The organism is Lysobacter sp. Soil_C_15 (assembly GCF_057657315.1).
This window is the reverse complement of record NZ_JBDGIR010000003.1, coordinates 294,811-321,185: the sequence shown is the minus strand read 5'-3', so window position 1 is coordinate 321,185 and position 26,375 is coordinate 294,811. Positions and strand designations below refer to the sequence as shown.

The window sequence follows — 26,375 nt, the reverse complement described above, 5'->3', positions numbered from 1 at the left end:
ACGCGCGCGGCATCACCAGCTGAAGCCCATCGACAGCTTGAACATGCGCGTCGGCAGGATGATGCCGTCCTGGTGCTCGCCGAACTTGGCGTTCGGCGCGCCCAGGCGCCCGGCATAGGTTTCGTACTGGTTGTAGTTGCGCTCGTTGGTGACGTTGAGCAGGTCGCCGCGGATGCGGAACTTGATCCCGGCGCCGGTATCGAACTCCTTGCTCACCGCCAGGTCGAGTTGCTTGAAGCCGATCGTGTCGTCGGGCTTGAACTGGTCGGTGAAGCACTGGCCGTCGTTGCCGGCCGGCGCCTGCGAGCAATTGACGAAGTAGTAGCCGGTCGGGCTGGCCACGGTCAGCTTGCCCGAGAACGTCAGCCCCCACGGACCATCGTAAATGCCGGTGGCGACCAGGCGATGGCGCGGCACGCCCTTGGCGTCGTGCCAGCCGAAGCCGGCCAGGCTGGGATGGTCGAGCGAGAACGACTCGCCGTTCTCGCGATTCTCCTCGGCGTCGGTCAGCGTATAGGCCACGGTCACGCCCCAGCCCGACTCGCGGGTATAGGGCTTGTCGATCTTGACCAGCAGCGAATTGGCGCGGGTCTCGATGCCGTTGACGCCGAGGATCAGCGCGCGGCCGAAGCCCGGGATGCCGTTGCCGAACGGCGCGCCCCACTGCGCGCCCGGCGGATAGAACGAACCGTCGGGACGGCGGTTGCCGAGCAGGAAGGCGAAGCCGTCCTTGCTGACGATGCGCGACAGGCCGACGTCGGTCTGCCATTCGGTCTCGCCGATGGTCAGCGCGTTGCGCATGCCGATGCTGAACTGATCCGAGTACGGGGTCTTCAGATCGTTGTTGAGCAGGAACACCTCGCGGCCGTTGTTCGGATTCGCCGCGACCAGGGCTTCCAGCGCCGCGCGGTCGAAGTAGCGCGGATCGAAGGCCAGGCAGTCGCGGACGCCCGGGGTGCAGGCATGGCCGGGTTGGTTGAAGCGGAACGAATAGGTCGGGAAGGTGCCCTTGGTGGTTTCCAGCTGCAGGTTGTTGAAGATGTTGCGGTCGTAGGCGCGGCCGGCGCCGCCGTAGATCACGTGGCGCTGGTCGGCGTTGAGATCGTAGGAGAAGCCCAGGCGCGGCTGGAACGCGTCCTTGAAGTTGCTGCGCTCGCGGCCGGTGCTGATGTAGTCGTTGAGATCGATGCCGCCCAGGGCGAGGGTCTGGCGATAGCTCTGCCCGGCCGGCGCGCGCGGGTCCTGGCTGTTGAGCGCGGCGACCACGTCGGCCGGGGTGCGGTAGTCGGTGTAGACGTCGCTGGTCTCGTAATCCCAGCGGATGCCGAGGTTCAGGGTCAGCTTGTCGTTGACCTCCCAGTCGTCCTGGATGTAGATGCCGAACTGCTTGTTGCGCGACTCGACGCTGCCGTCGGCGATGCCCGGCAGGCCGGCGCCGAATCGGACCAGGTAGGGCGCGCCCAGGTCGCGGTCGATGTCGTAGAAGAACTGCGGGTTGTAGGGGATCTGCTCGGCGGCGCTGATGTCGATGCGCTTGTACTTCAGCCCCATCTTGACCGTGTGGTAGCCGTGCCACTGCAGGTCGGTCAGGGTCAGGTCGTCCTGGAACGAATAGCCCTTCTGCGCCTTGTTCTGGAAGTTCTCGCCGGGGCCGGCGTTGAGCACGCGCTTGCCGCCGTTGGAATCGATGTCGGCGCGGGTCAGCACATAGCCGTTGCCGAAGGCGTTGGCGCGCGGGTTGTAGCTGGCGTCCTCGTAAGTCAGGTGGGCGTCGTTGATCCAGCCCTGGCCGGTGTACTGGTAGCGCAGATCCAGGCGCTTGTCGCTATTGTCCTTGGCGGTGCCGAACGGCACGGTGTTGATGCCGTCGACGCCGGTGATCTCGGTCTCGTCGCGGTACTTGCCGGTCAGTTCGAAATAGTGGTTGTCGCCGAGCAGCCAGTCGATCTTGGCGAAGTACAGGTCTTCCTTGAACGGTGCGTTGACGCCGCCGACCAGCGACTGGAACTGCGCCGGCAGCTGGGCCACGCTCACGCCCTCGCCGGGCTTGATCGTGAACGGCGTGTTGTATTCCTTGGCCTCGTAGGCGACGAAGAAGTGCGCGCGGTCGCGCAGGATCGGGCCGCTGAAGGAAACGCCGTACTGCTCTTCCTTGGAGTCGGTCTTGCGCCCGGCCTTTTCCTCGGCCGGGGTCGGCGAGCGCCACTTCTCGGCGGTGTAGTCCCAGAAGAAGTCGCCGTGGAATTCGTTGCCGCCCGAGCGCGTCACCGCGGTGATCGCGGCGCTGCTGAGCTGGTCGAACTCGGCCTTGTAGTTCGAGGTGATGACCTTGTATTCGCCGATCGCCGACTGCGGGAACGGGTTGCCGCGGGTGTCGTCCTGGCCGCCGACGCCGCCGGGCAGGACGTAGTTCTTCTGGCCGACGCCGTCGATGTAGACGTTGACCCCGTTGGAGCTCTGCGCGCCGCTGCGGATCGAGGTCGAGCCGTTGCCGGACTGGACGAACTGCACGCCCGGCACGGTGTCGGCGAAGGCGAGGAAGTTGCGCGTGCCCTGCGGCAGCGATTCGATCTGCTTGGTGCTGATGTAGGTCGCGTTCTCCGAGGTGCGCACCTCGGCCAGCGCTTCGCTGGTCACCGTGACCTTGTCCAGCTCGGTCGCTTCGCCCGCCGGCGCGGTCTCGGCGAGGCCGCCGGTGGAAACGTTGAGCGTGGCCGACTGGCCGACCGCGACGGTGACGTTGCGCGAATTGGTCTTGCCTCCCGCGTCCACGTCGATGCGATAGGTGCCCGGCGGCAGACCGGCCAGGGTGTAGTTGCCGTCGGCGCTGGTCTGCACCTTGCGGCTGAGGCCGCTGGCCAGGTTGGTCGCGGTGACGTTGGCGTTGGCGGCCGGGCCGGCGTCGCCGCTGACCACGCCGCGGATGGTCGCGGCGGTGCTTTGCGCCAGCGCGGCCGGCGCGGCCATCGCCAGGCAGCCGGCCAGGGCGCAGGCCAGCAGGCTGCGGCCGGGTCTTTGCATCGGGTTGCGCGGGGTCGTTGGGTTCATATGCTTTCCTCCCTCCAAGGAGCACGTACAGCAAGTCGTTGCGGTGGAGCGGCGTTTGTGTAATCGCTTACAGCCGCAGCCAAATTTTTTTCCGCGCGGATCAGCCGTCGCCCCCTCGACGCATGCCCGATTCGCGAACGATCAGTTCCGGCTGCAGCAGTTGCGTTTGCCGCGGTTCGTCGGTGGTTGGCGCCGCGTCCTGCGGCGCCGGGTCGGCGGTGAGCTTGCTCAACAACAGGCGCGCCGCCCGCGCGCCCAATTCGGCGATATTGACCCGCATGGTCGTGAGCGTCGGGTGCACGTAGCGGGCCAAGGGAATGTCGTCGAAACCGGCCACGGCGACGTCGTCGGGCACCTTCAGTCCGGCCTGGGCGAACGCGAACAAGCAACCCAGGGCCATCATGTCGTTGGCCGCGAACACCGCATCGGGGCGTTGCGGCGCCGCCAGCAGCGCCTGTCCGGCGCGATGGCCGGAGGCTTCGTCGAACTCGCCCGGCAGCACCCATTCGGCGGCCTCGGGCAGGCGCCGCGCCAGCGCTTCGCGATAACCGCGCAGTCGCTCGTGGGCGTCGTAGTTGGCTTCGGGGCCGGCGATGAAAGCGATCCGGCGGTGGCCGCAGTCGATCAGATAGTCGACCATCGCCTGGGCGCCGCCGTAGTTGTCGATGCTCAGCGACATCGGCCCCGGCACGGCATCCTGCGAATTGATCAGCACCACCGGCAGCGCGCTGTCGAGTTCTTCGGCGACGGTGGTCTGCGCCTGCGCGTACGGCGACATCACCAGCAGGCCGTCGACCCGTCCGCGCATCGCGCGCAAGGCGGCGACCTGCTCTTCCGGGCAGCCGTGGTAGCTGGACACCAGCAGGTGCAGGCGGTGTTCGCGCGCGATCTGGTCGACGCCGCGCACCAGTTCGGAGAAGAATTCGCCATGCAGGTCCGGCAGGACCACGCCCAGGGTCTGGGTGCGCCGGCTGCTGAGGCTGCGCGCCGCGGCGTGCGGCGTATAGCGCAGGTCGCGGGCCACGGCGAGCACGCGCCGGCGCACCTCTTCGGCGACGTTGCCGTGGCCGTTCAAGGTTCGCGACACGGTCGCCACCGACACCTGCGCCGCGCGGGCGACGTCTTTGATCGTCACGCTCACCACGTTCCTGGACCGCCCCTCTCGCGGTGGGAAAGTGGGCCGACTGTAAACGTTTTCAGCCACGAGTGTAAAGCGCCCGTTAGCCGCGCCCTTCCGGGGCCATTATGCTGCGTCGCGACAAAACCGTCGACGCTTCGATGCGGCCGATGATCGAAACCGCGCAGCGCGTCGCAGGGGCGCGGCGGGCGCGATCAGCGCGAGGCTTCGGCGGGCGTGCGCGCGCTGATCGCCAGCGCGTGGATATCGGTGTTCATCAACTCGCCGACCGCGGCATAGACCGCGCGATGGCGCGCGATCGGGCTGAGCCCGGCGAAGGCCTCGCTGACCACCGCGACGCGGAAGTGGCCGCGCCCGTCCTGGGCGCCGGCGTGGCCGGCATGGCGGTGGCTTTCGTCCTCGATCTCCAGCGCCTGCGGCGCCAGCGCGGCCTCGATCGCGGCGCGGATCGCGGCGACGCGCCGCTCGCGCGGCAACGGCCCGGCGCTCACGGCAGCACCTTGCGGAACGGCCGCACCTCGACCCGCGCGTAGACGCCGGCCTCCACGTACGGATCCGCGTCGGCCCAGGCGCGCGCGGCCTGCAGCGATTCGAACTCGGCCACGATCAGGCTGCCGCTGAAACCGGCCGGGCCCGGATCTTCGGCGTCGATCGCCGGGCACGGCCCGGCCAGCAGCAGGCGGCCCTGGTCGCGCAGCGCTTCCAGCCGCGCCAGATGCGCGGGGCGCGCGGGACCGCGCCTGGGCAGCGCATCGGCGACGTCGTAACCCTCGATCAGATACCACATGGCGACCAGCGACCTCGTAAGCGGGCAAGGCCCGCATTCTAACGGCGTCGCGCGCGCGACCGGCGCTGCCGGATGCGGCGCGTCGACGCCCTGCCCTCGTCCGCTCCTGCGGGGCACCCTCTCCCGCTCGCGCGAAAAGACCGCAACCTCGTATCAGCCCCTTTCCCGCTTGCGGGGTGAGGGGCTGCGCTTGCGAGCCACCGGCTCGCGCGGCACCGAACGCCCCAACGCCGTGCGTTCGGGCCGGGATGGGGCTGGGGTGAAGGCTGCGGGCGATCCCGCGCTTCGCATGCCGCCGTCTCGCCGCCCTTCTCCCGCCCCCAAACGACACGGCCCGCACCGTCGCCGATGCGGGCCGCGCTTCACGCCGGGTGCGACCAACTCAGGCGGTCATCGGCCGCTGCGCCTGCGCCTGGCTCGGCTGGGCGACCTGCGGCGCCATCGCCGGCACGTCCTGCTGCAGCTTCTGGGTCGACTGCTCGACGCTCTGCTGCACCGCCTGATCGCGGTCGGCGAAGGCGCGCCGGTGGCCGGGGTCGGTCGGCTCGCCCTGGACCGCGAACAGGCCGGTGCCGCTGGCGTTGGGCACCACGTGGTCGATCCGGTTCATGCCGCTGACCCGCGCGTCGTAGGTCAGCGTGGCCGCCGCGCGCTCCAGGTCCTGGTGATTGCGGAACCCGCCGAGCTTCTCCAGGCCGGTCACCGCTTGCCGGTACATGGCGTTGTCGGGGTGGTTGGCGTCCGACAGCAGCGGCGAGCGCGCCGGATCGGCCGAACGCGCCGGCGCATCGGCGCGCTGGGCGTTGCGCAACGCGTTGAAGGTGTCGCGGCCGACGATGCCGTCGTCTTCCAGGCCGTGCGCGCGCTGGAAGGCCTGCACGGCCTCCTTGGTGCGCTGGCCGAACTTGCCGTCGGCGGTCAGGGCGTGGCCGGCCGCATCGCGGAAGCCGAGCTGGTTGAGGCGGTCCTGCAGGTTCTGCACGTCCGGGCCGCGTTCGTCCTTGCGCAGCACGCCGTCGGCCATCGCCTCCGGGCGCGGCTGCGAGCCGTTGCCGCCGGGGTTGTGCACGCTGCGGCCGTTGCCGGACACGTCGCTGACCCGGGCCGGGCCGGTCAGGTTGTCCTGCGCCGGCGGGCGCCGGTCGGTGGTGATCGCGCCGCTGTCGAGGTCGCGCACGTAGCGCTCCATCTGCGGCAGGTAGCTGGTGTTGATGTCGATGTGGACGTGCTTGCCGAACGCGCTGGGATTGCCGTTGTTGAAGCCGCCCTGGATGCCGACCGACTGGCCGTACTCGATCCGGTCGCCGGCCTGCAGGTGGGTGTTGCGCAGGTCCAGGTGACGGTACTGGGCGATCATCTCGCGGTTCGGATCGCTGGCCGGTCGGTCGTAGATCTGGACGATGCCGTCGCTGGGATCGACCCGGCCGATGTAGCCGCTGGCGACCGCGGGCACGGCCACCGAACTGGAACCGCCGGCCTGCAGGACGAAGTCCTTGGACACGTAGTAGTCGCCGTCGCGCGAGACGGTCGGCGTGCCGCGGTAGTTGCCGAGCAGCTCTTCGCGCTCGCCGTTGACCGTGCCGTAGACGCGGCCGCGTTCGTTGCCGCGGCTGGGGTGATGGCGCTCGAGGTCTTGGTAATCGTGGACGTGTTCCACATTACGGCCGACCGATTCGACGATCGAATATTTGGGCATCGTAACTTCTCCTTGTCGTTGGTGGTTCCGGGCTTCCGCTGCCGTTGCCGGCGACAGCGGCGGCAGGCGTCAGCGCAGCTGTTGGCTCAGCTGCCAGCACCCTTGTTCGAACGTGAATACATAGGCTTCCGGCGCCCCCTTGGTGCTGGCGACGTCGTCGTCGGGGGTGAATTCGGCGCGGACGAAATCGACCCGCATGCGATCGCCGTCGAGCTTGCGCCGGCTGTCGATGCGTTCGAGCTGGCCGGGGTCTTTGCCCGGCTCGTCGTAGACCCACTGGCTGTCGACCAGGGCGATCCGGAACGGGTCGGCCTGTTCGCGCGGCACGCTGCGGCCGGGCTTGGCCGGATCGCGCAGGTCGCGGATCTCGAGCTGGGCGGCGGTATAGCCGGCGCGCACCGCCGGATCCTGGACGTAGCGTTCGAAGAAGGCGCCGAAGCCGTCCTCGCTGCGCTGGCAGGCTTCGGCCGGCAGCGCAGGACGCGCGGCGGGCGCCGCGGCCGGGGCGGTCGCCGGAGCGGCCGCAGTGGTGTCCGCCGCGGGTGCGGCGGCGGCCGTCGCGGGCGCGGAGGCTTGCGGGGCCGCGGCCCGATCGCAGGCGGCCAGGCTCAACGCCGCGGCCAGCGCCAGGGCGAGCGTGGTGGCTTCCTTCATCTCAATACCAATCCGTAGGTTGTTCCCCGTGGCACAGTCTAATCGCAGTGCGGCATGCGCGGGAAACCCCGGCCCGCCTGGGCCGGGGCCGCCGGTCCGTGGCGGCGGCGTTCAGGCCGGACGCTGGACAGTGCCGGCCCCAGCCCTTACCCTAACTGTCAATGCCCCAGGCCAGCCGCAGCGGCCCGTCGCGACCGGCCCCACCCCGTCGCCACGTTCAGCACCCGTACTCCCACGCACACCATCGGTGCGCCGGTACGCCGTGCCAAGCTGCAGTGCACCGGCCGGCGCCCGCAACCTCCTCCGCCTGAGACCGTCGCCCCGCGCGCCGGCAGGCCGGGACCGTTCGGGCCAAAGCACACGACTTTTGAGTGGCCCGTAGCACCCGTAGGGAACCCGATCCGGTCTTCGCACGACCCCGGGCGGCGTCCCGATGCGGCCCTGTGCCGCAAGCCTCGTCGCAACTGCAGTGCCCACGGCCCGGAGGGGCCGGCCTCGAATGACCAACGATTCCGCGCCCGCCGCGACCGAACCCACGCCAGCGCCGACGCCGCCGCAGCAGCAGGAAATGCCGCTGGCGGTGGTCCACGGCCAGCCGGTTCTGCAGATCCCGCAGGATCTGTACATCCCGCCGGACGCGCTGGAGGTGATCCTGGAGGCCTTCGAGGGCCCGCTCGACTTGTTGCTGTACCTGATCCGCCGGCAGAACCTGGACATCCTCGACATTCCGGTGGCGGACATCACCCGCCAGTACGTCGACTACATCCAGGCCATGCACGAGATGCGCTTCGAGCTGGCCGCCGACTATCTGGTCATGGCCGCGATGCTGGCCGAGATCAAGTCGCGCATGCTGCTGCCGCGCGCGCCCAACGAGGAAGGCCTGGAGGAGGACCCGCGCGCCGAACTGGTGCGCCGCCTGCAGGAGTACGAGCGGTTCAAGAAGGCGGCCGAGGACATCGACACCCTGCCCCGCCAGGACCGCGACACCACGCCGGTGCAGGCCTTCGTGCCGGACCGGGCCGCGGTCAAGCTGCCGCCGCCGGTGGAGCTGCGCGAGATGCTGCTGGCCCTGCACGACGTATTCAAGCGTGCCGAGCTGTACACCCAGCACGCGATCAAGCGCGACGCGTTGAGCGTGCGCCAGCGCATGGGCGAGCTGCTCACCCGCATGTCCGACGGCGTGTTCCATCGCTTCGAGACCTTGTTCACGGCCGAAGAGGGCCGGCTCGGGGTGGTGGTCACCTTCCTCGGCCTGCTGACCCTGGCCAAGGAACAATTGATCGAGATCGTCCAGGACGGGCCGCTGGCGCCGATCTACGTCAAGTCGCTGGCGCTGATGACCGACCCGGCGGAAATCGAACTCAGCAGCGAGTTCGACGACGCTGCCAACGACGAACAGGCGCCATGACCGCGTCCGCACCGACGCCCTCGGCTTCGACTTAAGGCTTTATCGCTTCCCGATTCCCGATTCCCGATTCCCCATTCCCGACTTCCCCGGCCCGCATGGACCAACTTCTAGTCACCCGCATCGTCGAAGCCGCCCTGCTCGCGGCCAACCAGCCGTTGACGCTGGCGCAACTGCATGCGCTGTTTCCGGAAGATCAGCCGCCGCCGCCGGACAGCGTCGAGACCGCGCTGCAGACCCTGCGCGAAGGCTGCGCCGAACGCGGCGTGGAACTGGTCGAGGTCGCCTCCGGCTTCCGCTTCCAGGTCCAGGCCGACGTGCACGCCTGGGTCGCCCGGCTGTGGACCGAACGCCAGACCCGCTACACCCGCGCCACCCTGGAAACCCTGGCCCTGATCGCCTACCGCCAGCCGATCACCCGCGGCGAGATCGAACAGGTGCGCGGGGTCGCGGTCAGCAGCAACATCATCAAGGCGCTGGAAGAGCGCGAGTGGATCCGCGTCGTCGGCCACCGCGACGTGCCCGGCAAGCCGGCCCTGTTCGGCACCACCAAGGCCTTCCTCGACTATTTCGGCCTCAAGCGCCTGGACGACCTGCCGCCGCTGTCCGAACTCAAGGACATCGGCGAGCTCGAACCGCAGCTGCCGCTCGACGGCGCGCCGATCGCCGCCGGCGGCATCGCCACGGGCGACGGCGAAGCCGGCGCTGAAGGCGCCCCCGGCGTCGGCGAGGCCGCCAACCAGGACCAGGCCGACAGCGACGACGACGCGGCCGCCGAAGACGGCGCCGAAGCGGCGCCCGCGGCCGAAACCGGCGAAACCGGCGCAGAACCCGAGCACGAAGCCGAAGGCGACTCCGCCGAGGCCACGCAAGACCCCGAACACAACGTCCTGTCGGACGACCCCGAAGCCGCGCCGGGCGAGCGCGCGGCGGACGCGAACGATCACGAGCAAGACCAACACGCCGTCGAGACGACGACCGTTCCGGAACTTGAGGCCGAGTCCGAAGACGACCGGCCGGAGCAAGAGAAATGACTGAAGAAACCCGCCGCAAGCTGTCCCTCAAGCGCGGCACCGACACCGTCGCCAGCGAAGCGCCGCGACTGGAAGAACGCCTGCACAAGGTGCTGGCGCAAGCGGGCCTGGGCTCGCGCCGCGCGCTCGAGCAGCGCATCGCCGACGGCCTGGTCAAGGTCAACGGCGAAGTCGCCCAGATCGGCGTCAGCATCAAGAGCGGCGACAAGGTCGAGCTGGACGGCCGCGGCTTCGTCGCCAGCGCGCTGACCGAGGCCTCGCGCGTGCTGATGTACAACAAGCCCGAAGGCGAAGTCACCACCCGCGAAGATCCCGAAGGCCGGCCGACCATCTTCGATTCGCTGCCCGCGCTCAAGGGCGCGCGCTGGATCGCGATCGGCCGCCTCGACATCAATACCACCGGCCTGCTGCTGCTGACCACCGACGGCGAACTCGCCAATGCGCTGATGCATCCCTCCTTCGAGGTCGAGCGCGAGTACGTCTGCCGGGTGCGCGCGCCGGAAGGCCAGGAAACGGTGCCGGACAACCTGGTCGACCGCCTCGCCCGAGGCGTCGCCCTCGACGACGGCCCGGCCAAGTTCGACGAAATCGAGCGCATCGGCGGCAGCGATTCGCACGACTGGTTCCGGGTCGTGGTCAAGGAAGGCCGCAACCGCGAAGTGCGCCGGCTGTGGGAGTCGCAGGGCTGCCAGGTCAGCCGCCTCAAGCGCATCCGCTACGGCAAGGTCGCGCTGCCGCGCGAACTGCTGCGCGGCCACTCGCAGGAACTGGCGGCCGACAAGGTCGAAGCCCTGCGCACCCAGCTCGGCCTGGAAGACGGCGCCCCGTCGGCGCTGACCCTGCAACCGGTGATCGGCCAGCGCAAGGCGACCAAGTCGACCGTGCACCTGTCCGGCGGCGAGCGCTCGCACGGTTACGTCGGCGGCCACAACACCGCCGACGAAGGCCGCGAACTGCGCCGCTTCGACCACGTGCGCGAAGACCGCAACGGCCGCGGCGGCCCGCGCAAGCACGGCGGCCTCACGGTCAGCGGCGAAGCCGCGGCCAAGCAGTCGCACAAGCCGTTCAAGCAGCGCAAGGAAAAGGGTCCCAAGCCGCTGCCGGACGGCAACCCCGCCGCGTTCCGCACCTGGTACGTACCGGAAGGCGTGGAAACCGGCCCCAGCGGTCACCGTAATCCCGACGGCCGCGGCAAGAAGCCTTACGGCACCAAGGCCGGCGGCGGTGGCGGCGGTGGTCGCGGCCGCTCGGCCGGCGGCGCGGGCGGCTTCGGCGGCGAGCGCAGCGGCGGTCCCTACGGCGAACGCCGTGGCGGCGGTGGCGGTGCCGGCGGCGAACGTCGCGGTGGCGGCGCTGGCGGCGGCGGTGGTTTCGGCGGCGAACGCCGCAGCGGCGGCGGTGGCGCGGGCCAGTCCCAGCGCAGCGCGCGTCCCTACGGTCACCCCGGCAACGCCTCGACCTCCTTCCCCTCCGACCACGCCAACCCGGGCGGTTTCAACCCTTACGGCGAACGCCCGCGCGGCAACGCGCGTCCGGGCGGCGGCAAGCCGGGCGGGCGCCCCGGCGGCACCGGACGTCCCGGCAATGCCGCACGTCCGCAGGGCCCGCGGCCCGGCGGCCCGCGCGGCGGCGGCCGTCCCGGCGGCGGACGCGGCCCGCGCGGCTGAGTCGGTAGCGGTCGATCGAGACACGGGGCGCTAAGGCGCCCCGTGTCGTTTCTGCGCCTGCCTTGCGCCCTGCATTGCACAAGCAGCGTCAAGCGCGACAGCTACAGCGGCGTACGCGAGCGCCCTACCCGGAAATCGAACTGCTGCGCAGAATCGCTGCGAAAGCGAACCGATCCGAAAGCGAATGCCCTCAGCGCTTTCGTTTTCGACTCGAAGCCCGGACTTCGGAGGCTGCGATTTCGAACGTCGCTTCGGTTGGTGGCGGCTCACGCCGCTCCTACAGGGGCGGCGTTTCGCGCAGTTCGGCGTGCGGCATCGCGGCAAACCGACGCGGCGAAACTTTCACCCGCGGCTTGCGCGGTGCCGCAGGCCCCGTCGTTGCTCGACGCGCGATTTTCATGCCTGAGCACACATTGACGTCCGCCGGATCGGCCTGCGCGTAATCGGCGCGCGTCGCCGCGGGCGGCAACAACGATGTCGCCGCCGCGGACCGCGCACCCGACCCGCACCGACCGGAGGAATCCATGCGCATCGCAAAATGGCTGTTGCTGCTGTTCTGCCTGGGATCGCACTCGACCGCCGGCGCGATCGTCGCCGGCGGCATGGTCGCGATCGACCGCACCTGGCCGGCGACCGCGTCGGGCTATGCCGATCGCGACATCTATCTTGCGGTCACCCAGGAGCCCGGCAACAGCGGCTACACTTACTGGGCGCACCAGTTCTACTTCAAGAACGGCGACGGCGGCTACATCGGCCTGCAGCAGCGCGCCGGCAGCGAGAAAGCGCTGAATTTCTCGATCTGGAAGGCCACCGGCTGGACCGCCGAGCCCGATGCGCAATGCGGCTATTTCGATCACGAAGGCAGCGGCGTGCAATGCTGGATCCCCTACGCCTGGGCCCAGGGCCGCAAGTACAAGCTGCGCCTGGTCAACGAATCGCAGGCGCGCTGGGCGGCCTACGTCACCGACACCGCAAGCGGCGCCAGCCGCAAGGTCGCGACCATCCAGGTGCCTGCCGCCTGGGGCGGGCTCAACGAAACCACGGTCGAATTCTTGGAGAACTACGCCCAGGGCAGCGATCAATACGCTAGTTGCGCCCAGGTGCCGGCGACCAGCGCGGTGTTCTTCCGTCCGGCCTCGGCCAACGGCAGCGTCGCACCCACCTCCAGCGCGTCGAAGAACTACGGCAACTGCGCCGCGATCGCACGCTCGGCCTGCACCGATCAGCAGGACTGCATCGCCGCCGACAACAAGTTCGGCACGCTCGGCTCGCCCAAGGTGCTGCTCAACACCTATAGCGGCCTGTGCCTGGATACTCTCGCCGGCGGCAACCGCGCCGGCCTGTGGAGCTGCGCCAGCAACAACGCCAACCAGTCGATGGAACGCGACGACGGCTTCCGCCTGTTGATGCGCAACCGCAGCCAGTGCCTGCAGGCCGCCGGCAACGGCGAAGTCGGCCTGGCCGCCTGCGACAACACTTCCGCGCAGCGTTGGATGCCGATGCCGGGCAGCGACGGCTTGTACAACGTCGGCAGCGGCGCCTGCCTGGACCCGCTCGACAATGCCGCCCAGGGCGCTTACCTGCGCGTGTACGACTGCCTGGGCAACGGCTACCAGCGCTGGAAGCTCAACCCCTGAGTCCCTGGATGCAGCGCCTTCGCGGCGCTGCATCGCTTCGCCGTTTCGTCTCCGGGACGGGCCGCCGCGATTCGTCGCGGCGGCGTCGGAGGCCGTTCGGGAGGCCGGTTCGGGAGATCGGCTCGAAAGCCGAGCCGCGGCGCGACGTCGGCTCGCGTCCGCTTACAGGCCCAGTTCGCTGAGTCCCGGGTGCGTGTCCGGCCGGCGGCCCTGCGGCCAATCGAACAGGCGTTCGCCGGCGGCGATCGGACGGTCGTTGATGCTGGCCACCCGCACCGCCATCAATCCGTCGTCGCCGAACTCCCAGTTCTCGTTGCCGTAGCTGCGATACCACTGCCCCGCATCGTCGCGCCATTCGTAGGCGAAACGCACCGCGATGCGATGGCCCTCGAATGCCCACAACTCCTTGATCAGCCGGTACTCCAGTTCGCGGTCCCACTTGCGGCGCAGGAAAGCCACCGCGGCCTCGCGCCCCTGCAGGAACTCGGCGCGATTGCGCCAACGCGTATCGACGCTGTAGGCCTGGCCGATCCGCTCGGGATCGCGGGAGTTCCAGGCATCCTCGGCCAGGCGGACTTTTTCGATCGCGCTTTCGCGGGTGAACGGCGGCAAGGGGGGACGGGTGTTCACAGCAAGCTCCAGGCATGTAGACAGAATTGTCTACATAACCAATCTAGATCATGTAGGACGATCTGTCTACATCAGCTGGCGCAACGTGGACCGGTCGGTCTACCATGCGCCTATGAGCCGTGCTTCCGCCCCCGACACCGCCACCCTGCCGGCACGCGAGCGCATCCTGCGCACCGCCCACGATCTGTTCTACCTGGAAGGCATCCGCGCCACCGGCATCGACCGGGTGATCGCCGAATCCGGCGTCACCAAGGTCACCCTGTACCGGCATTTTCCGAGCAAGAACGAACTGATCCTGGCGTTCCTGAACTATCGGCACGAACGCTGGATGAGCTGGTTCGACGCCGCGTTGCAGCGCCACGGCCAGGCCCATCCCGGCGCGCAGGCGCTGGTGCCGGCCTTGGCCGAATGGTTCGTCCATCCGCATTACCGCGGTTGCGCCTTCATCAACGCGGTGGCCGAAATCGGCCCGGCCCTGCCCGAGGCCGTGGGCTGCGCGCAACAGCACAAGCAGGCCGTGGTCGAACGCATCGCCGCCTTGCTGCCGGCGGACTCGCCGCAGCGCGAGCTGCGCGCACGCGCCCTGGCTCAGGCGGTCGACGGCGCGATCGTGCGCGCGGCCAGCGGGCCTGATCCAGTGCCCGCTTTGGACGCGCTGGCGTTCTCGGTTCGAGCGCTTAGCCCGTCACAGCCCTGAACGGCGGGGTCGGCGACTTCACACTGACGCCATCGAGTCTTCGCCGGCACGGTCCAGACTGGTCCCGCACTCCCCCTGCGAGACCCGGTCATGAATCACGATTCCCGTTCCTACGATTGCGAGCTGGTCGTGGTCGGCGCCAGCTTCGCCGGCGCCGCCTGCGCCCTCGCCGCCGCGCGCGCCGGCCTGCGCGTGGTCGTGCTCGAACGCAAGCGCGACCCGGGAGAAAAATTGCGCACCACCGGCATCGTGGTCAAGGAAGCCGCGGAACAGACCTGGCTCAGCCGCGCCCCGGCCGGCTGTCTGCACCGGGTAGAACGGGTGCGCCTGTATTCGCCCAAGCTGCGCAGCATGGCGCTGAGCGCGCCCGGCTATTACTTCCTCACCACCGACACGCCGCGGCTGATGCGCTGGCTGGCCCAGGACCTGGTCCGGCACGGCGTCGATCTGCGCCTGGGCGCCTCCTTCACCCAAGCCGAGCGCGACGGCGAGGGCTGGCTGATCGAGGGCGTGGGCCGCGCCCGCTTCCTGGTCGGCGCCGACGGCGCCAAGTCGCGCGTCGCCGAACGCACCGGCCTGGGCCGCACCCACGAGTTCCTGTACGGGATCGAATACGAGTTCCCCGGCGCCAGCCTGCCCGAATCCGGCGCCCTGCACTGCTTCGTCAGCAAGCGCTATGCGCCGGGCTACATCGGCTGGGTCGCGCAGAACCCGACCGGCGTGCAGGCCGGCCTGGCGCTGCGCCACGACCCCGAGCATGCGCGGGTGCCGGACATCGACGGTTTTCTGCAGCGGGTGCGCGACGTGGTCGGACTCGATCCGGCGATCGCGCCGACCGCGACCCGCGCCGGCCTGATCCCCTGCGGCGGCCCGGTGTTTCCGCTGGCGCGCGACGGGGTGATGCTGACCGGCGACGCCGCCGGCATCGTCTCGCCGGTCACCGCCGGCGGCATCCATTCGGCCTGGGCGCACGGCGAAACCCTCGGCCAGGCCATTGCCCTGCACGCGTTGGGCCAGGGCCCGGCGCCGGAGACCATCGCCCGCGACGCCGCCCCGCGCTTCCGCCGCAAGCGCGCGCTGCGCTGGGCCTTCGACCATTTCCAGTTCGACTGGCCGTTCGATCTGTTGCTGCACTCCGCGCCGCTGCGCTGGGCCGCCGAGCAGGTGTATTTCCACAAGCGCGGGCTGCGCGGCGCAGACGCGCCAGACAGCAACGGCGAATTGGACCGCAGTTGGCCGCGCGGCGGCTGAGCGTCGCGATCGAACGGCCCCTGCCGAGGCCGGGGTTGCGGGTGCGGCGCGATTCCGGGTCGCGGCTCACGCCGCTCCTACAGGGGCTGCTGTTCTGGTAGGAGCGGCGTAAGCCGCGACCATGGGACGCGCAGAAACCGCAGCTACGGCGCTACCCATCGAACCCGCCCACCCCAGCGGGGTAGGAGCGACGCAAGTCGCGACCGCGGGATTGCCGATCGCTGCGCGGCCGCCTGCGGGTTCGATGTCGCGACTTGCGTCGCTCCTACCCCAAAGCGCGAGGTAGGTCCTTGCAGGAGCGGCGTCCCACAGGGATTTCCTCCGGTCATCAGTCCCGACAGGGACGCGCAGAAACCGACGCCGCTTCGGCGTCAGGCCAGCTCGAAGCGGTCCCCGTCCAGCATCGCCGGAAAGCGCTCGCGGTGCGCGGCCAGCTCCGCCGCCTGCAGCGTGGTCGTGACCACCACTTCCTCGTCGGTGCATTCGCTGACCGGATGGCCGAGGAAATCGATCACCGCGCTGTCGCCGGAATAATGCAGGCCGTTGCCATCGGTGCCGACCCGGTTCAGGCCGGCGACGTAGCACAGGTTCTCGATCGCCCGCGCGCGCAACAGGGTCTTCCACGGATAAGCCCGCGCCGACGGCCAGTTGGCGACGTACAGCAGCAGGTCGTAGTCCAGCGCGCCGGGACGCTCGACGTCGTAGCGGTTGCGCGAGAACACCGGGAAGCGCAGGTCGTAGCAGACCATCGGGCAGATCCGCCAGCCCCTCCACTCCACGCTCAGGCGTTCGCGGCCGGCGGCGTAGCGCTCGTGCTCCTTGGCGTAGCGGAATAGGTGACGCTTGTCGTAGGTCGACACGGCTCCGTCCGGGGTCGCGAACAGCAGGCGGTTGAACACGCCCGCGTCGGTACGCAACTGCACGCTGCCGGTGACTGCCGCATCGAGCCGGGCCGCCTGCTCGCGGATCCAGCTCACGGTCGGTCCGTCCATGGTCTCGGCGTTGCCGATGGCGTCGTTGCTGAAACCGCTGGTGAAGGTCTCCGGCAACACCACCAGATCGCTGAGGCCGCGCAGCGAACCGATCAGATGGCCGTAGTACTCGCGGTTGCCGGCCGGGTCGTGCCAACGGGTGGCGCCTTGCACCAGGGATACGCGCAGATCGTTCATGCGGAAGCGAACGCCGTGTGGGGATGGCCCCATTATGGCCCGGGAGGGCGCCCGATGGCGTACGCCCCATGCAGGAGCGGCGTAGACCGCGCCCCATCTGAGCGACGCCGCAAGCCTCCCGGCCGATGCCCGCCGAAAAACGAAAGCTGCTTGGCCAACCGGGACGATTCGGAGCTTCGGACGCGGTCGCGGTCTTGCGCCGCTTCGGTTGTCGCGGCTCATGACCGGGGGAAATCCCGGTGGGACGCCGCTCCTACGCTTCGGGTATCGCCAGGATGGAAACGAAAACGCCGCCGGTCTCCCGGCGACGTCCGATCGCGTCCGGCGATGCCGGCCGGCTCAACCGACCTTGATGTCGAGCACCGGCACGGTGACCTTGGGCAGCAGGCGCTGGGTGAACAGCTTGTCTTGGTAGTACTTGATCTTGTCGCACTTCACCGGGTGCGGGATGCCCTCGTACAGGAACACCTCGGAATCGAAGCCCATCGCCTTGAGCTCCTGGGGCAGCATCAGCGCGCGCCGCTCTTCCGACTCGCTGCGCGAGACTTCCTTGCCGCGGGTGACGTTGGTCTTGCGCACGGTGGTGTAGCCGAGCATCTCGGAGTAGTCGTTGGCGTCCTGCTGCTCGCGCGGCGCATAGATGATCTGCAGCGCGTGGTTGGTGATGATGGTGCGCGAGACGTCCTTGCCGTAGGTCGCGTCCAGCTGCGACATGCTCTGGATGATCGGCAAAAGGCGGATGTTGTAGCCGGCCATGTACGACACCGCCGAGGCGATGATGTCGACCTTGCCGATCGAGGTGAACTCGTCCATCAGCAGCAGGCACTGATGCTTGAGTTCGGGGTTGTTCTGCGGCAGCTCGCGGGTGTTGAGGTTGATGATCTGGCTGAAGAACAGGTTGACGATCAAGCGGCTCTCGGCCAGCTTGTTCGGCTGGATGCCGACGTAGATCGTCATCTTCTTCTTGCGCAGGTCGGTCAGCAGGAAGTCGTCGGTCGCGGTGGCCGCGTCCAGGACCGGGTTGATCCAGGGGTTCAGCGGTTCCTTGAACGTGCCCAGGATCGACGCGAAGGTCTCGTCGGCCTGCGACAGCATGTTGGCGAACGCCGATTTGGCGTTGCTGCTCAGGAACGGCCGCTCCGACAGGCCCTTCAGGAACGGCTTGAGCTCGCTCTTGCCGTCGCCGGAGGACAGCCGGTAGACCGCGCCCAGGGTCGGCGCGGTGGCGAACGGGAAGCCCACCTTCTGCGCGTCGTCGTAGGCCTCGAACAGGTACAAGGTAAAGGCCATGAAGGCGTTGCGCGCCTGGCTGACCCAGAACTTCTGGTCGTCCGAGCCGTCCGGATACAGCATCGCGGCGATGCTCATCAGGTCGGAGACGCGGAACGCCGGATCGTTGGAGACGTAGGTCAGCGGGTTCCAGCGATGGGTGCGGCGGTCTTCGGCGAAGGGGTTGAACAGGAAGATCTCCTGGCCCTGCTGCGAACGCCAGCCGCTGGTCAGGTCGAAGTTTTCCTGCTTGATGTCCAGCACCACCATCGAACCCTGGTAGTTCAGCAGGTTCGGAATGACGATGCCCACGCCCTTGCCCGAGCGGGTCGGCGCGGCCAGGATCACGAACTGCTGGCCGCTGAGCTGGACCAGCTGGCCGTTGAACTTGCCGACCACGATGCTGGTCGGGCTCGGCTTGAACATGCCCTTGGCCGCCAGGTCGCCGGCCTTGGCGAAGCGCGCGTCGCCGTGCATCGACTTCTTCTGCGGCTTGAGCATCAGCGCGACCAGCACCAGGTAGCCGATCAGCGGTGCGCCGTAGCCGATGAAGCCGCCGGCTTTGATCTTGCCCGCGTAAGGCTTGTACTGCGGCAGGTCCAGGACCTTGAGGTAATCGATATAGGTGCTCCACTTGAGCGCCGCGGTATCGATCTTCATCAACATCAGCGTCACGTATCCCGACAGATACGTCCCCGCGGCCAGTACGAGTACCAGTATCGCCAGGGCGAAAATAAGCTTCCCTTTCACGTAATGTTTCCTGCTTGGAATCCCCGAACCCGCTGTCGGTCAGCGTCGCCTCCGTCCGGGCCGCGCGCTGGGCGGCGCCGGCGGGCGCGATGCGGCCATGATATCCGGCGCCGGGGCTCCGCTGGAGGCCAGTTCGCGCTCCCATTGCTCCAGCCACAGCCGGGCGTCGCTGAGGGTCAGTTCCTGACGCAGTTTGAGCCCGGACGAGGACAGCACCGCATAGGCGTAGATATCGTCCTCCTCGTAGTCGGCGTCGCGGGTCAGGGCCACGATCTGGTAGTGGCCGCGGGTCTGGATGTGGTGTCGGTACTCGTTCATTCGGCCTCCTGGCCTGCGCGCCGCGGGGCGCGTCCGGCGCGGTGTCAGTCGCGGTCCTTGAACAGACTGCGCATCGGCGAGGGCTCGCGGCGCTCCTCGCGGTTCTCGTCCTGGCGCGGGTCGCGGTCGCCGGGCTGGCGCTGCGCGTCGCGCTGCAGCTCCTGCAACTGGCGCTCGCGCTCCAACTGCACGAACTGCTGGGTGGTGCGTTCCATCGACTGGGCCGCGGCCTGGGCGGTGTCGACGTGGGCGATCCGCCGCCCCGGCGCATCCGGCTCGCCCTCGATGGCGAAGCTGCGCGCGCCGTCGCGGCTCATGGCCACGTGGTCGACGCTGCGCAGACCGCCGGCGCGCGCTTCCAGGGCCAGCGCGGCGGCCAGGTTGTCGCGCTGCTCGGTCGGGTAGTTGCGCAGCGCGTCCTGTTTGTCCAGGCAAACCCGGACCTGGGCGAAGAAATCGTGGTGCGGGTGGCTGGGGCTGCTGAGCAGGTTGCGCTGCTCGGCCCGGCGCAGATCGTCGAGGGTTTGCGTGCCCGCGCCTTCCGGCACGGCCAAGCGCGGTTCCTGGGCGTTCGCGTTCATCGCCGAACCTCCGCTGGCTGGCGCCCGCGCCCGCCATGGCGGACGCGGTCGGTGAGGGGTATCCCCGCAGGCCGATGCTCGCGCAAGCGCCGCGGGGGTTCAAGCCGCCCGCGCCGCGCGACGGCCGGAGCCGGCGCGCGGCGGAACGTGGCAGCGACAGGCCCGACCTCCCTAGCGGTCGGACCTGCCCTGCCGCCTCCGCCCTCCCTGGCGGAGTCGACCTCCCTGTCGCGGACATCGCTTCCTTGGTCGACGCATTCCCTTGCGCCTGCGATGCCTGTCCCGAACCGGCCGCACGCCCGCCCTCCACCGGGATCACGGGCCTGCGGCCGAACCGAGCCTGGGCGATCGCGGCGATGCGCCGCCGCGATCGGATCCTGCGCCGGCGCCCCGTGCCGCGGGCGCCGGCCTCATCTCATGCGATCACCATCCGCGGCCCGCTGTGCTGGCGCGCTTCCAGGCTCTGCTGCGGATCGGCCTGGACCTGCGCCTGGGCCTGGGCCGGCGCGTCCTGCTGCAGGCGCTGGCTGGACTGTTCGACGCTCTGCGCCACGGCCTGGCCGCGGTCGGCGAAGACGCGGTGGTGGGCCGGGTCCTGCAGCCCGCCCTGGACCGCGAACAGGCCGCTGCCGTTGAGGTTCGGCACCACGTGGTCGATCCGGTTCATGCCGGCCACGCGCGCCTCGTAGGTGAGCGTGCCGGCGGCGCGCTCGAGCTCTTCGCGGTTGCGCAGCCCGGCCTGCGGACCGAGCCGCTCCAGGCCGTCGACCGCCTGGCGGTACATGGCGTAATTCGGATGCGCCGGATTCGACAGCAGCGGCGCCGACTCGGCGCGGCCGAGCTGGGCCAGGGTGTTGCGTCCGGCGATGCCGTCGGCCTCGAGCCCATGCGCGCGCTGGAACGCCAACAAGGCCTGACGGGTGCGGTCGCCGAACTCGCCGTCGGCCTGCAAAGGCCGACCCTGGTCGTCGCGGAAACCGAGCCGGTTGAGGTTCTCCTGCAGCGCCAGCACCTGTTCGCCGCGCTCGCCGCGGTGCAGCACGCCGTCGTCGCGCTGCGCGCTGCGGGCGTGGCCGCGGTCGTGATCGTGGCCGTCGTGGCCGTGATCGCGCGCGCCGACGCTCTGGCGCCGGTTCCAGAAATCTTCGGGGTTGATGTTGCGCCCCTGCGCGTCCTTCATCTGGTAGTGCACGTGCTGGGCGTACTGATCGGCGCCGCGCGGGCCGCGCCCGCCCATGGTGCCGATCTCGGTGCCGGGCTCGACGTGCTGGCCGACCACCACCGACTGGCGGTCGGTGTGCAGCAACTGGTGCAGGTTGCCCTCGCCGTCGCGGATGCCGATCGTGCCGAAGCGGCCGCCGACGAACTCGACCGTGCCGGCGACCGGCGAGTGGATCCGCGGATGGGTCAGGTTCACCCCGCTCTGGCCGCCGACGTAATTGAAGTCGGAGCCGCCGTGCGGGCCGCCGTCGCGGTGCTCGCCGTAGTGGCCGGTGATGTGCGGCGAACGGCCCTGCTGCGGCGGCAGGATCGTGTTCATGGCGTCTTGGTAAGACATGGAAGTCCTCGGGGCAGGTTCGTTGGCGCCGGTCACAGCGAGTCGTCGCGCATGCGGTACAAGGTCCAGCAATCGCCCTTACGGAAGAAGTACGACAGCTGGTAGTCGGTGTCGGGCTTGGCCAGCATCACTTCCTTGTCGCCGTTCGACTCGCTCTGGCTCAATGCCAGTCCGTCCTGCTTTTGCCTGGCCGCGCTCGGCATCAGCGGAAACTGCAATTTTTCGCCGTCGAGCAGCGCCGTCACCGGCTTGGGCTCCGGCATCGCGTCGGCATCCACGGTTTCGCTCTGCAGCGGGCGCTTGGTGAACGCCTTCTGCACCGCCGGGTCGTCCATGAACGCGACCAGGAAGGCGTCGAAATCCTGCGACGGGCAAGCGACGCCGGCGCCCTGGGCGAGTGCCGGCTTGACCGCCGCCGGCTGGCTCTTGGACTCGACCTCGCAGCCGCCCAGGGCGAACAGCGCGGACAACAACAACACGGACTGGATGCGTTTCATCGCTCGACTCTCCGAATACTGCGGACGATCGCGGCGGAGCTTCGACTCCGCCGCCTGCGGCGACGAGCTTAACCGTCGCCGGCGGCCGGCTCGCGGCACCGCTTCACGCTTGCCGGGTTGCGATCACGGTTGCAGATCCCCGTTCAAGCGCAGCCGGAACGGCTGCGGACGGTCGCGGTCGCCGCCATCGGCGAACTGCCCGCCGACCTCCAGTCCGCCGTCGCGCCAGGCGAAGCCGGCCGGGTCCTCCCCGACCCAGGCCGACGCCGCCCCGCTCGCGCCGGGCACGCGCAGTTGCGACTGGGCCACGGTCGCGCCGTCGCGCGGGTCCAGCTTCAGCGCGTGCAGCACGGTCTGCGACAGGCTCTGTTGCGACTGGGTGTCGGTCTGCAGCAATACGTACAACGCCCCGCCCTGGCCCAGGCAATGGGTAGCGCGGCCCTGATGCATGTCCGCCGGCAACGCCAGGCTGCGCACCCAGACCGGCCGGCCCGAGGCTTCGGCCAGGTAGACCACCGGCCGCTGGTTCATGCCGTCCTCGTCGGTCGCCGCACCCACCATGCACTGCCGATGGCCGCCGATCGATGCGCTGGCGTAGGACGAAAAACCCGCCGGAATCTGCGCCGGCGCGGGCCGGGTCCGCGCGGCGGCAGCGTCGGGGGACTGCGCTGCCTGGCTCGCTGCGGACACGGCGGCCACGCGCTCGCCGGCGGATTCCGCCGCGCAGGCCGTCAGCGCCCACCCCAGGGCAGCCAGCGCCAGCGGCGGAACCAGTGCATCGATCTTCATTGCCTTGCCATCCTGTGACTGTGACTAGCCAAACCGCGCTCGCATGCGCACCCGCATCGATTCTGCGAGCCGGAATGGCGCGTCCGCCGTATCGGCGGCGAACGCGCCAGACCGGACCGCACCGACCGCTCCCGCCTCCCCGCGTGAGCGACCGGCTACCCCTGGTCGTCCCTGACCATCCATCCGTGGCCGTCGTCCCTGACCAACAAACCCGGTGCGCCGGCATCGCCGCCGGCGCGCGGCGGTCAGGCCATCAGCGGCCGCTGCTGGCGCTCCTGCTGCTGTTGCTGCTGCTGAGCCTGCTGCGGCACGTCCTGCTGCAACTGCTGGCTGGTCTGCTGCACGGTCTGCGCGACGGCCTGGCCGCGGTCGACGTGAACCCGATGGTGCGCCGGGTCGTTGACCTCGCCCTGCACCGCGAACAGGCCGGTGCCGCTGGCGTTGGGCACCACGTGGTCGATCTTGTTCAGACCGCTGACGCGCGCTTCGTAGGTCAGGGTGGCGGCGGCGCGCTCCATGTCCTCGCGGTTGCGGAAGCCGCCGTTCGGGCCCAATCGCTCCAAGCCTTCCACGGCCTGGCGGTACATCGGATTGTCGCGGTTGGCCGGATCGGCCAGCGAACCGGTGCGGGCCGGCTCGGCCTGGGCCGGCTGCTGATCGCGCTGCGGCTGCGCGTTGCGCAGGGCGTTGAGCGTATCGCGGCCGGCGATGCCGTCGTCGGTGAGGCCGTTGGCGCGCTGGAACGCCTTCAGCGCTTCCTCGGTGCGGCGGCCGAAATGACCGTCCGGATTGATCTCGCCGCCGGCGGCATCGCGATAGCCCAGGCGCTTGAGCGTTTCCTGCATGTCCTGCACCGCCTGGCCGCGCTCGTTGAGCTTGAGCACGCCGTCGGCCATCGCATCGCGGCCGCCGCGACCCTGCGTCTCGGGCAGGTTCACCTGGCCGCGCGACAGCCCCTGCATCACTTCCGGGGTCAGCATGCGCTCCCACTCGGCGACCGCGGCGCGGCGCTCGGGCAGGTGGTTGCTGCCGCCGTTGATGTCGCGGGTCGCCGCGCGCACGTCGAACTGGTGGCCGTGCGGCACCACCCGGCTCTGCCAGTAGTGCACGGCGATGTTGGCGGCGTTGGTGCGGTCGGCGGCCAGGTCCGGGTTGCGGGTCAGGTCCATGCCGAGTTCGCGCGCGGCGCGCTCGTAGTTGTCGCGGCCGGTCAGCTGCACGTAGCCGCGGCCGTGGAAACGCCAGCCGTCGCCCGGCTCGGTGTTGCCGAGGTTGTCGCGGCCCCAGCGGCCGCCGTAGATCTGCTCGGCGATCTGCTCGCGGCCGCCGTTCACGGCGGCGCGCGCCTCGGCGAGGGTGTCCATGCCGTTGCGGCCCGGGAACACTTCCAGCAGGCGCTCGGCGCTGTAGCCCAGGCCTTCGTGCATGCTGCGGAAGCGGCCCGACTCGACCTGCATCTGGCCCATGAACGCGGCCAGTTCGCGCGGATCGCGGATGCCGGCGTTATAGGCGTGTTGCAGCAGGAAATCGCGATTGCTCGGGTTCGACATGGTGTACTCCTCCTTGATGAAATCGTGGCGACGGCCGGACCGTTCCGGCCGTGGAATCAACTCTTGGCCGGCAGGCCGCTGCGATCGATGGCGTCGTCGCGGCCCCAGCTACGGGTGAACTTGAACAGCGCGTCGTCGATGTCGTCGACCACGCTGCCCGACTCGCAGGCCTGCACCTTGTCGGCCTTGGCCGCGCCGGCGGCGACGGTCATCAGGCCTTGCTCCTGCAGTCCGGCTTCGCCGGAGATCGAATAGAAAATGCGCTTGCTGCCGGCGTCCTCGAACGAGTACGCATAGCCGCCGGTGTTGCCGGCGAAGCCCAGTTGGGTGCGCTTGAAACGGCCCGCCGGGGCGGCGTTGTCGGCCGGAAAGCGGTACTCGACGCGGCCGGCGCCCTGGGCGAAATAGACATGGCCCGACTGTTCGCTGGCGCCCTTGGAGGCGCAGATCGAGGCCAGTTGGCCGCCGTCGAGCTTGCAGGCGAACACGATGTCCTCGTTGGCCGCGCACAGCGAACGGCCGTCGCCGGCCGGCGCGGCAGTCGCTTCGATGGCTGCGGGCTCAGCCGCCGCGGCCGGCGCGGGTTCGCCCGCCGGCGCAGCCGCCTCGGTCGCGGCCGGTGCGGACGCCGCTGCGTTCTCGCCGCCCGGCGCGCTGGCCGAATTGCAGCCGGCGAGCGCGGTCAACAACGCAAGGCCCAACAGGTTCGAAGCTTTCATGGCAGTTCCTTGATGATCGAGGTACGGAAAGACGCCGGGATCGGCGGATTCGTTCGCAGGACGCAAGCGTCCCGGGGCGCGGGCACGGCGCCGGTTCGGATCGGGCGAAAGTCGTGGCGCGCGGCGACCGCCGATGCGCAGGCGGCGACGGAGCGGACCGATTCGAACCGGACGAGTCCGGGCACCCCGATCGCGCAAGCGAACGAGGCGCCGTCGGCTCAGACCGTATGGCTCTTCGGCCTCTGCTCCGGCGTCTGCGCTGCGAGCTGCGGCGCGTCCTGCCCGGCTTGGAAGGTCGATCGCTCGATCGGCTGCTGCGCCGCATGGGCCTTGTCGACGTGCACGCGCTGGTGACCGGGGTCGGTCAAGGCGCCCTGCACGGCGAACAGGCCGCCGCCGTTGGCGGTCGGCACCACGTGGTCGATGCGGCTGAGCCCGCTGACCTTGGCCTCGTAGGTCAAGGTCGCGGCGGCGCGTTCGAGTTCGGCGTGGCTCTTGAACGCCTGCGGGCCGAGCTTCTCCAAGCCGTCGACTGCGTTCTTGAACATCGCGTGGTCGGGATGGGACGCATGCGACAGCAAGGGCGCGCGTTCGGCCTGCTTCAGCGCCTCCAGGGTCTTGGGCCCGGCGATGCCGTCGTCCTTGAGCCCGTGGGCGCGCTGGAAGGCCTGCAGCGCTTCCTTGGTGCGCTCGCCGAAATCGCCGTCGGCGCGCAGCGCCTGGCCGCGCGCGTCGTGATAACCGAGCTTGTTGAGCGACTCCTGCAGGCCGCGCACGGCCGGGCCGCGTTCGTCCTGCTTGAGCAGCCCGTCGGCCAGCGCGTTGCGCGCCGCGGCCGGTTCGCGGGCAGGCGCCCGCGTATCGGCATGTCCGATCGACACGCCGTTCTTCTTGATGTCTTCGATGATCCCGGGAAGCTTGCGCTCCCAGGCCTCGGCGTAGTTCTCGCAGTCCTTGGCCGCTTTCACGGTCCAGGCCTTGGCCGGGGTGACGCCGTTGACGGTGCGACGCGCGTTGTACAGATCGTGCGAGTCTTCGTCGATGTAGCGGTCCAGACGCTTGCCGGTGAACAGACCGTCGCGCATGCCGACCACCAGGATCTTGGCGGCCAGTTCGGGGTCTTTGGCGAGGTCGGGATTCTTGACCAGCTGCCCGTTGAGGCCCAGCAGCTTGTCGAAAGTCTTGTAGTTGTAGTCGTGGGTCAGGTGCACGTACCCGCGACCATAGAATTCTTCCCCGCCGCTGTAGCCCAGCTTGCGCGCCTGCGACCGGCCGAAATCCTCTTCCGGGGCGCTGAAATTGCGGGTTTCGTGCTGCGCCGTCGCCAGCATGTAGGCGATCTGGCGCGTGTCGGTGACGCCGTTTTCGAGCGCGGTCTTGACGATGAGGTTGACCGACGAGTTGCGGTCTATCCCAAAGCCGTCCGTGCTCCGGCCGTGGCCGTTGCTCATGGTGCTATCTCCTGTACGTGCATGTCATTGGAATTTGTTGTATCGCCGGATCCATCGAGGGACCCGTGCGTTGCATGTAC

General features: G+C 69.4%; 23 protein-coding genes. 6 read left to right on the top strand and 17 right to left on the bottom strand.

Going from position 1 to position 26,375, the window contains the following annotated elements:
• Positions 1-12: 12 nt before the first annotated feature.
• The 6 genes from AC3A57_RS09420 to AC3A57_RS09395 form a co-directional block, all read right to left on the bottom strand.
• Positions 13-3,048: a TonB-dependent receptor gene (locus AC3A57_RS09420; protein ID WP_487578671.1), complete on the bottom strand. Its 3,036-nt coding sequence runs from the start codon at positions 3,046-3,048 to the stop codon at positions 13-15.
• 100 nt (positions 3,049-3,148) lie between these two features.
• Positions 3,149-4,189, bottom strand: coding sequence for a LacI family DNA-binding transcriptional regulator (locus AC3A57_RS09415; RefSeq protein ID WP_487578670.1), 1,041 nt, complete (start codon positions 4,187-4,189; stop codon positions 3,149-3,151).
• A 191-nt stretch (positions 4,190-4,380) separates the two neighbouring features.
• The gene (locus AC3A57_RS09410; protein ID WP_487578669.1) at positions 4,381-4,677 is read right to left on the bottom strand and encodes a BolA family protein; all 297 of its coding nucleotides are present in this window, start codon (positions 4,675-4,677) and stop codon (positions 4,381-4,383) included.
• Complete coding sequence (locus AC3A57_RS09405; protein WP_487578668.1) at positions 4,674-4,973, bottom strand: YciI family protein; 300 nt, start codon at positions 4,971-4,973, stop codon at positions 4,674-4,676. Before AC3A57_RS09405 ends, AC3A57_RS09410 begins: the two co-directional genes overlap by 4 nt.
• Before the next feature lie 382 nt (positions 4,974-5,355).
• Complete coding sequence (locus tag AC3A57_RS09400) at positions 5,356-6,669, bottom strand: XVIPCD domain-containing protein (RefSeq protein WP_487578667.1); 1,314 nt, start codon at positions 6,667-6,669, stop codon at positions 5,356-5,358.
• A 69-nt stretch (positions 6,670-6,738) separates the two neighbouring features.
• Entirely contained in the window at positions 6,739-7,323 is a 585-nt protein-coding gene (locus tag AC3A57_RS09395) for a hypothetical protein (protein ID WP_487578666.1), read from the bottom strand.
• 499 nt (positions 7,324-7,822) lie between these two features.
• On the opposite strand from AC3A57_RS09395, the gene AC3A57_RS09390 reads away from it, so the two are divergent.
• From AC3A57_RS09390 to AC3A57_RS09375, 4 genes are all read left to right on the top strand, one after another.
• On the top strand, positions 7,823-8,731 hold the full coding sequence (locus AC3A57_RS09390; RefSeq protein WP_487578665.1) for a segregation and condensation protein A: 909 nt from the start codon (positions 7,823-7,825) through the stop codon (positions 8,729-8,731).
• Between the two features lie 95 nt (positions 8,732-8,826).
• Positions 8,827-9,762, top strand: a complete 936-nt coding sequence (scpB, locus tag AC3A57_RS09385) for an SMC-Scp complex subunit ScpB (RefSeq protein ID WP_487578664.1) — start codon at positions 8,827-8,829, stop codon at positions 9,760-9,762.
• Positions 9,759-11,429 carry a pseudouridine synthase gene (locus AC3A57_RS09380; protein WP_487578663.1) on the top strand — a complete coding sequence of 557 codons (1,671 nt, stop codon included), beginning with the start codon at positions 9,759-9,761 and terminating at the stop codon, positions 11,427-11,429. The genes scpB and AC3A57_RS09380 overlap by 4 nt, the downstream gene beginning before the upstream one ends.
• A gap of 524 nt (positions 11,430-11,953) precedes the next feature.
• Positions 11,954-13,066, top strand: coding sequence for a DUF3472 domain-containing protein (locus AC3A57_RS09375; RefSeq protein ID WP_487578662.1), 1,113 nt, complete (start codon positions 11,954-11,956; stop codon positions 13,064-13,066).
• Between the two features lie 162 nt (positions 13,067-13,228).
• On the opposite strand, the gene AC3A57_RS09370 is transcribed toward AC3A57_RS09375, so the two are convergent.
• Entirely contained in the window at positions 13,229-13,696 is a 468-nt protein-coding gene (locus AC3A57_RS09370) for a nuclear transport factor 2 family protein (protein WP_487578661.1), read from the bottom strand.
• Between the two features lie 112 nt (positions 13,697-13,808).
• On the opposite strand from AC3A57_RS09370, the gene AC3A57_RS09365 reads away from it, so the two are divergent.
• A complete protein-coding gene (locus AC3A57_RS09365; RefSeq protein ID WP_487578660.1) occupies positions 13,809-14,393 on the top strand; it encodes a TetR/AcrR family transcriptional regulator in 585 nt (194 codons plus the stop codon).
• Positions 14,394-14,483: 90 nt separating this feature from the next.
• The gene (locus AC3A57_RS09360) at positions 14,484-15,644 is read left to right on the top strand and encodes an NAD(P)/FAD-dependent oxidoreductase (protein WP_487578659.1); all 1,161 of its coding nucleotides are present in this window, start codon (positions 14,484-14,486) and stop codon (positions 15,642-15,644) included.
• Positions 15,645-16,015: 371 nt separating this feature from the next.
• Here the strand turns inward: AC3A57_RS09360 and AC3A57_RS09355 are convergent, their stop codons facing one another.
• The 10 genes from AC3A57_RS09355 to AC3A57_RS09310 form a co-directional block, all read right to left on the bottom strand.
• The gene (locus AC3A57_RS09355; RefSeq protein ID WP_487578658.1) at positions 16,016-16,813 is read right to left on the bottom strand and encodes an amidohydrolase; all 798 of its coding nucleotides are present in this window, start codon (positions 16,811-16,813) and stop codon (positions 16,016-16,018) included.
• 339 nt (positions 16,814-17,152) lie between these two features.
• Entirely contained in the window at positions 17,153-18,832 is a 1,680-nt protein-coding gene (locus AC3A57_RS09350) for a type IV secretory system conjugative DNA transfer family protein (RefSeq protein WP_487578657.1), read from the bottom strand.
• 39 nt (positions 18,833-18,871) lie between these two features.
• Positions 18,872-19,150, bottom strand: a complete 279-nt coding sequence (locus AC3A57_RS09345) for a hypothetical protein (RefSeq protein WP_487578656.1) — start codon at positions 19,148-19,150, stop codon at positions 18,872-18,874.
• 44 nt (positions 19,151-19,194) lie between these two features.
• Positions 19,195-19,731 (bottom strand): XVIPCD domain-containing protein, encoded by a 537-nt coding sequence (locus tag AC3A57_RS09340; protein WP_487578655.1) that lies wholly within the window; start codon positions 19,729-19,731, stop codon positions 19,195-19,197.
• A 415-nt stretch (positions 19,732-20,146) separates the two neighbouring features.
• A complete protein-coding gene (locus AC3A57_RS09335) occupies positions 20,147-21,289 on the bottom strand; it encodes an XVIPCD domain-containing protein (RefSeq protein ID WP_487578654.1) in 1,143 nt (380 codons plus the stop codon).
• A 32-nt stretch (positions 21,290-21,321) separates the two neighbouring features.
• Positions 21,322-21,786, bottom strand: a complete 465-nt coding sequence (locus AC3A57_RS09330) for a hypothetical protein (protein ID WP_487578653.1) — start codon at positions 21,784-21,786, stop codon at positions 21,322-21,324.
• A gap of 123 nt (positions 21,787-21,909) precedes the next feature.
• Complete coding sequence (locus AC3A57_RS09325) at positions 21,910-22,575, bottom strand: hypothetical protein (RefSeq protein WP_487578652.1); 666 nt, start codon at positions 22,573-22,575, stop codon at positions 21,910-21,912.
• A gap of 245 nt (positions 22,576-22,820) precedes the next feature.
• Positions 22,821-24,125 carry an XVIPCD domain-containing protein gene (locus tag AC3A57_RS09320; protein WP_487578651.1) on the bottom strand — a complete coding sequence of 435 codons (1,305 nt, stop codon included), beginning with the start codon at positions 24,123-24,125 and terminating at the stop codon, positions 22,821-22,823.
• 56 nt (positions 24,126-24,181) lie between these two features.
• Entirely contained in the window at positions 24,182-24,844 is a 663-nt protein-coding gene (locus AC3A57_RS09315) for a hypothetical protein (protein ID WP_487578650.1), read from the bottom strand.
• A 218-nt stretch (positions 24,845-25,062) separates the two neighbouring features.
• Positions 25,063-26,295, bottom strand: a complete 1,233-nt coding sequence (locus tag AC3A57_RS09310) for an XVIPCD domain-containing protein (RefSeq protein ID WP_487578649.1) — start codon at positions 26,293-26,295, stop codon at positions 25,063-25,065.
• Positions 26,296-26,375 lie beyond the last annotated feature (80 nt).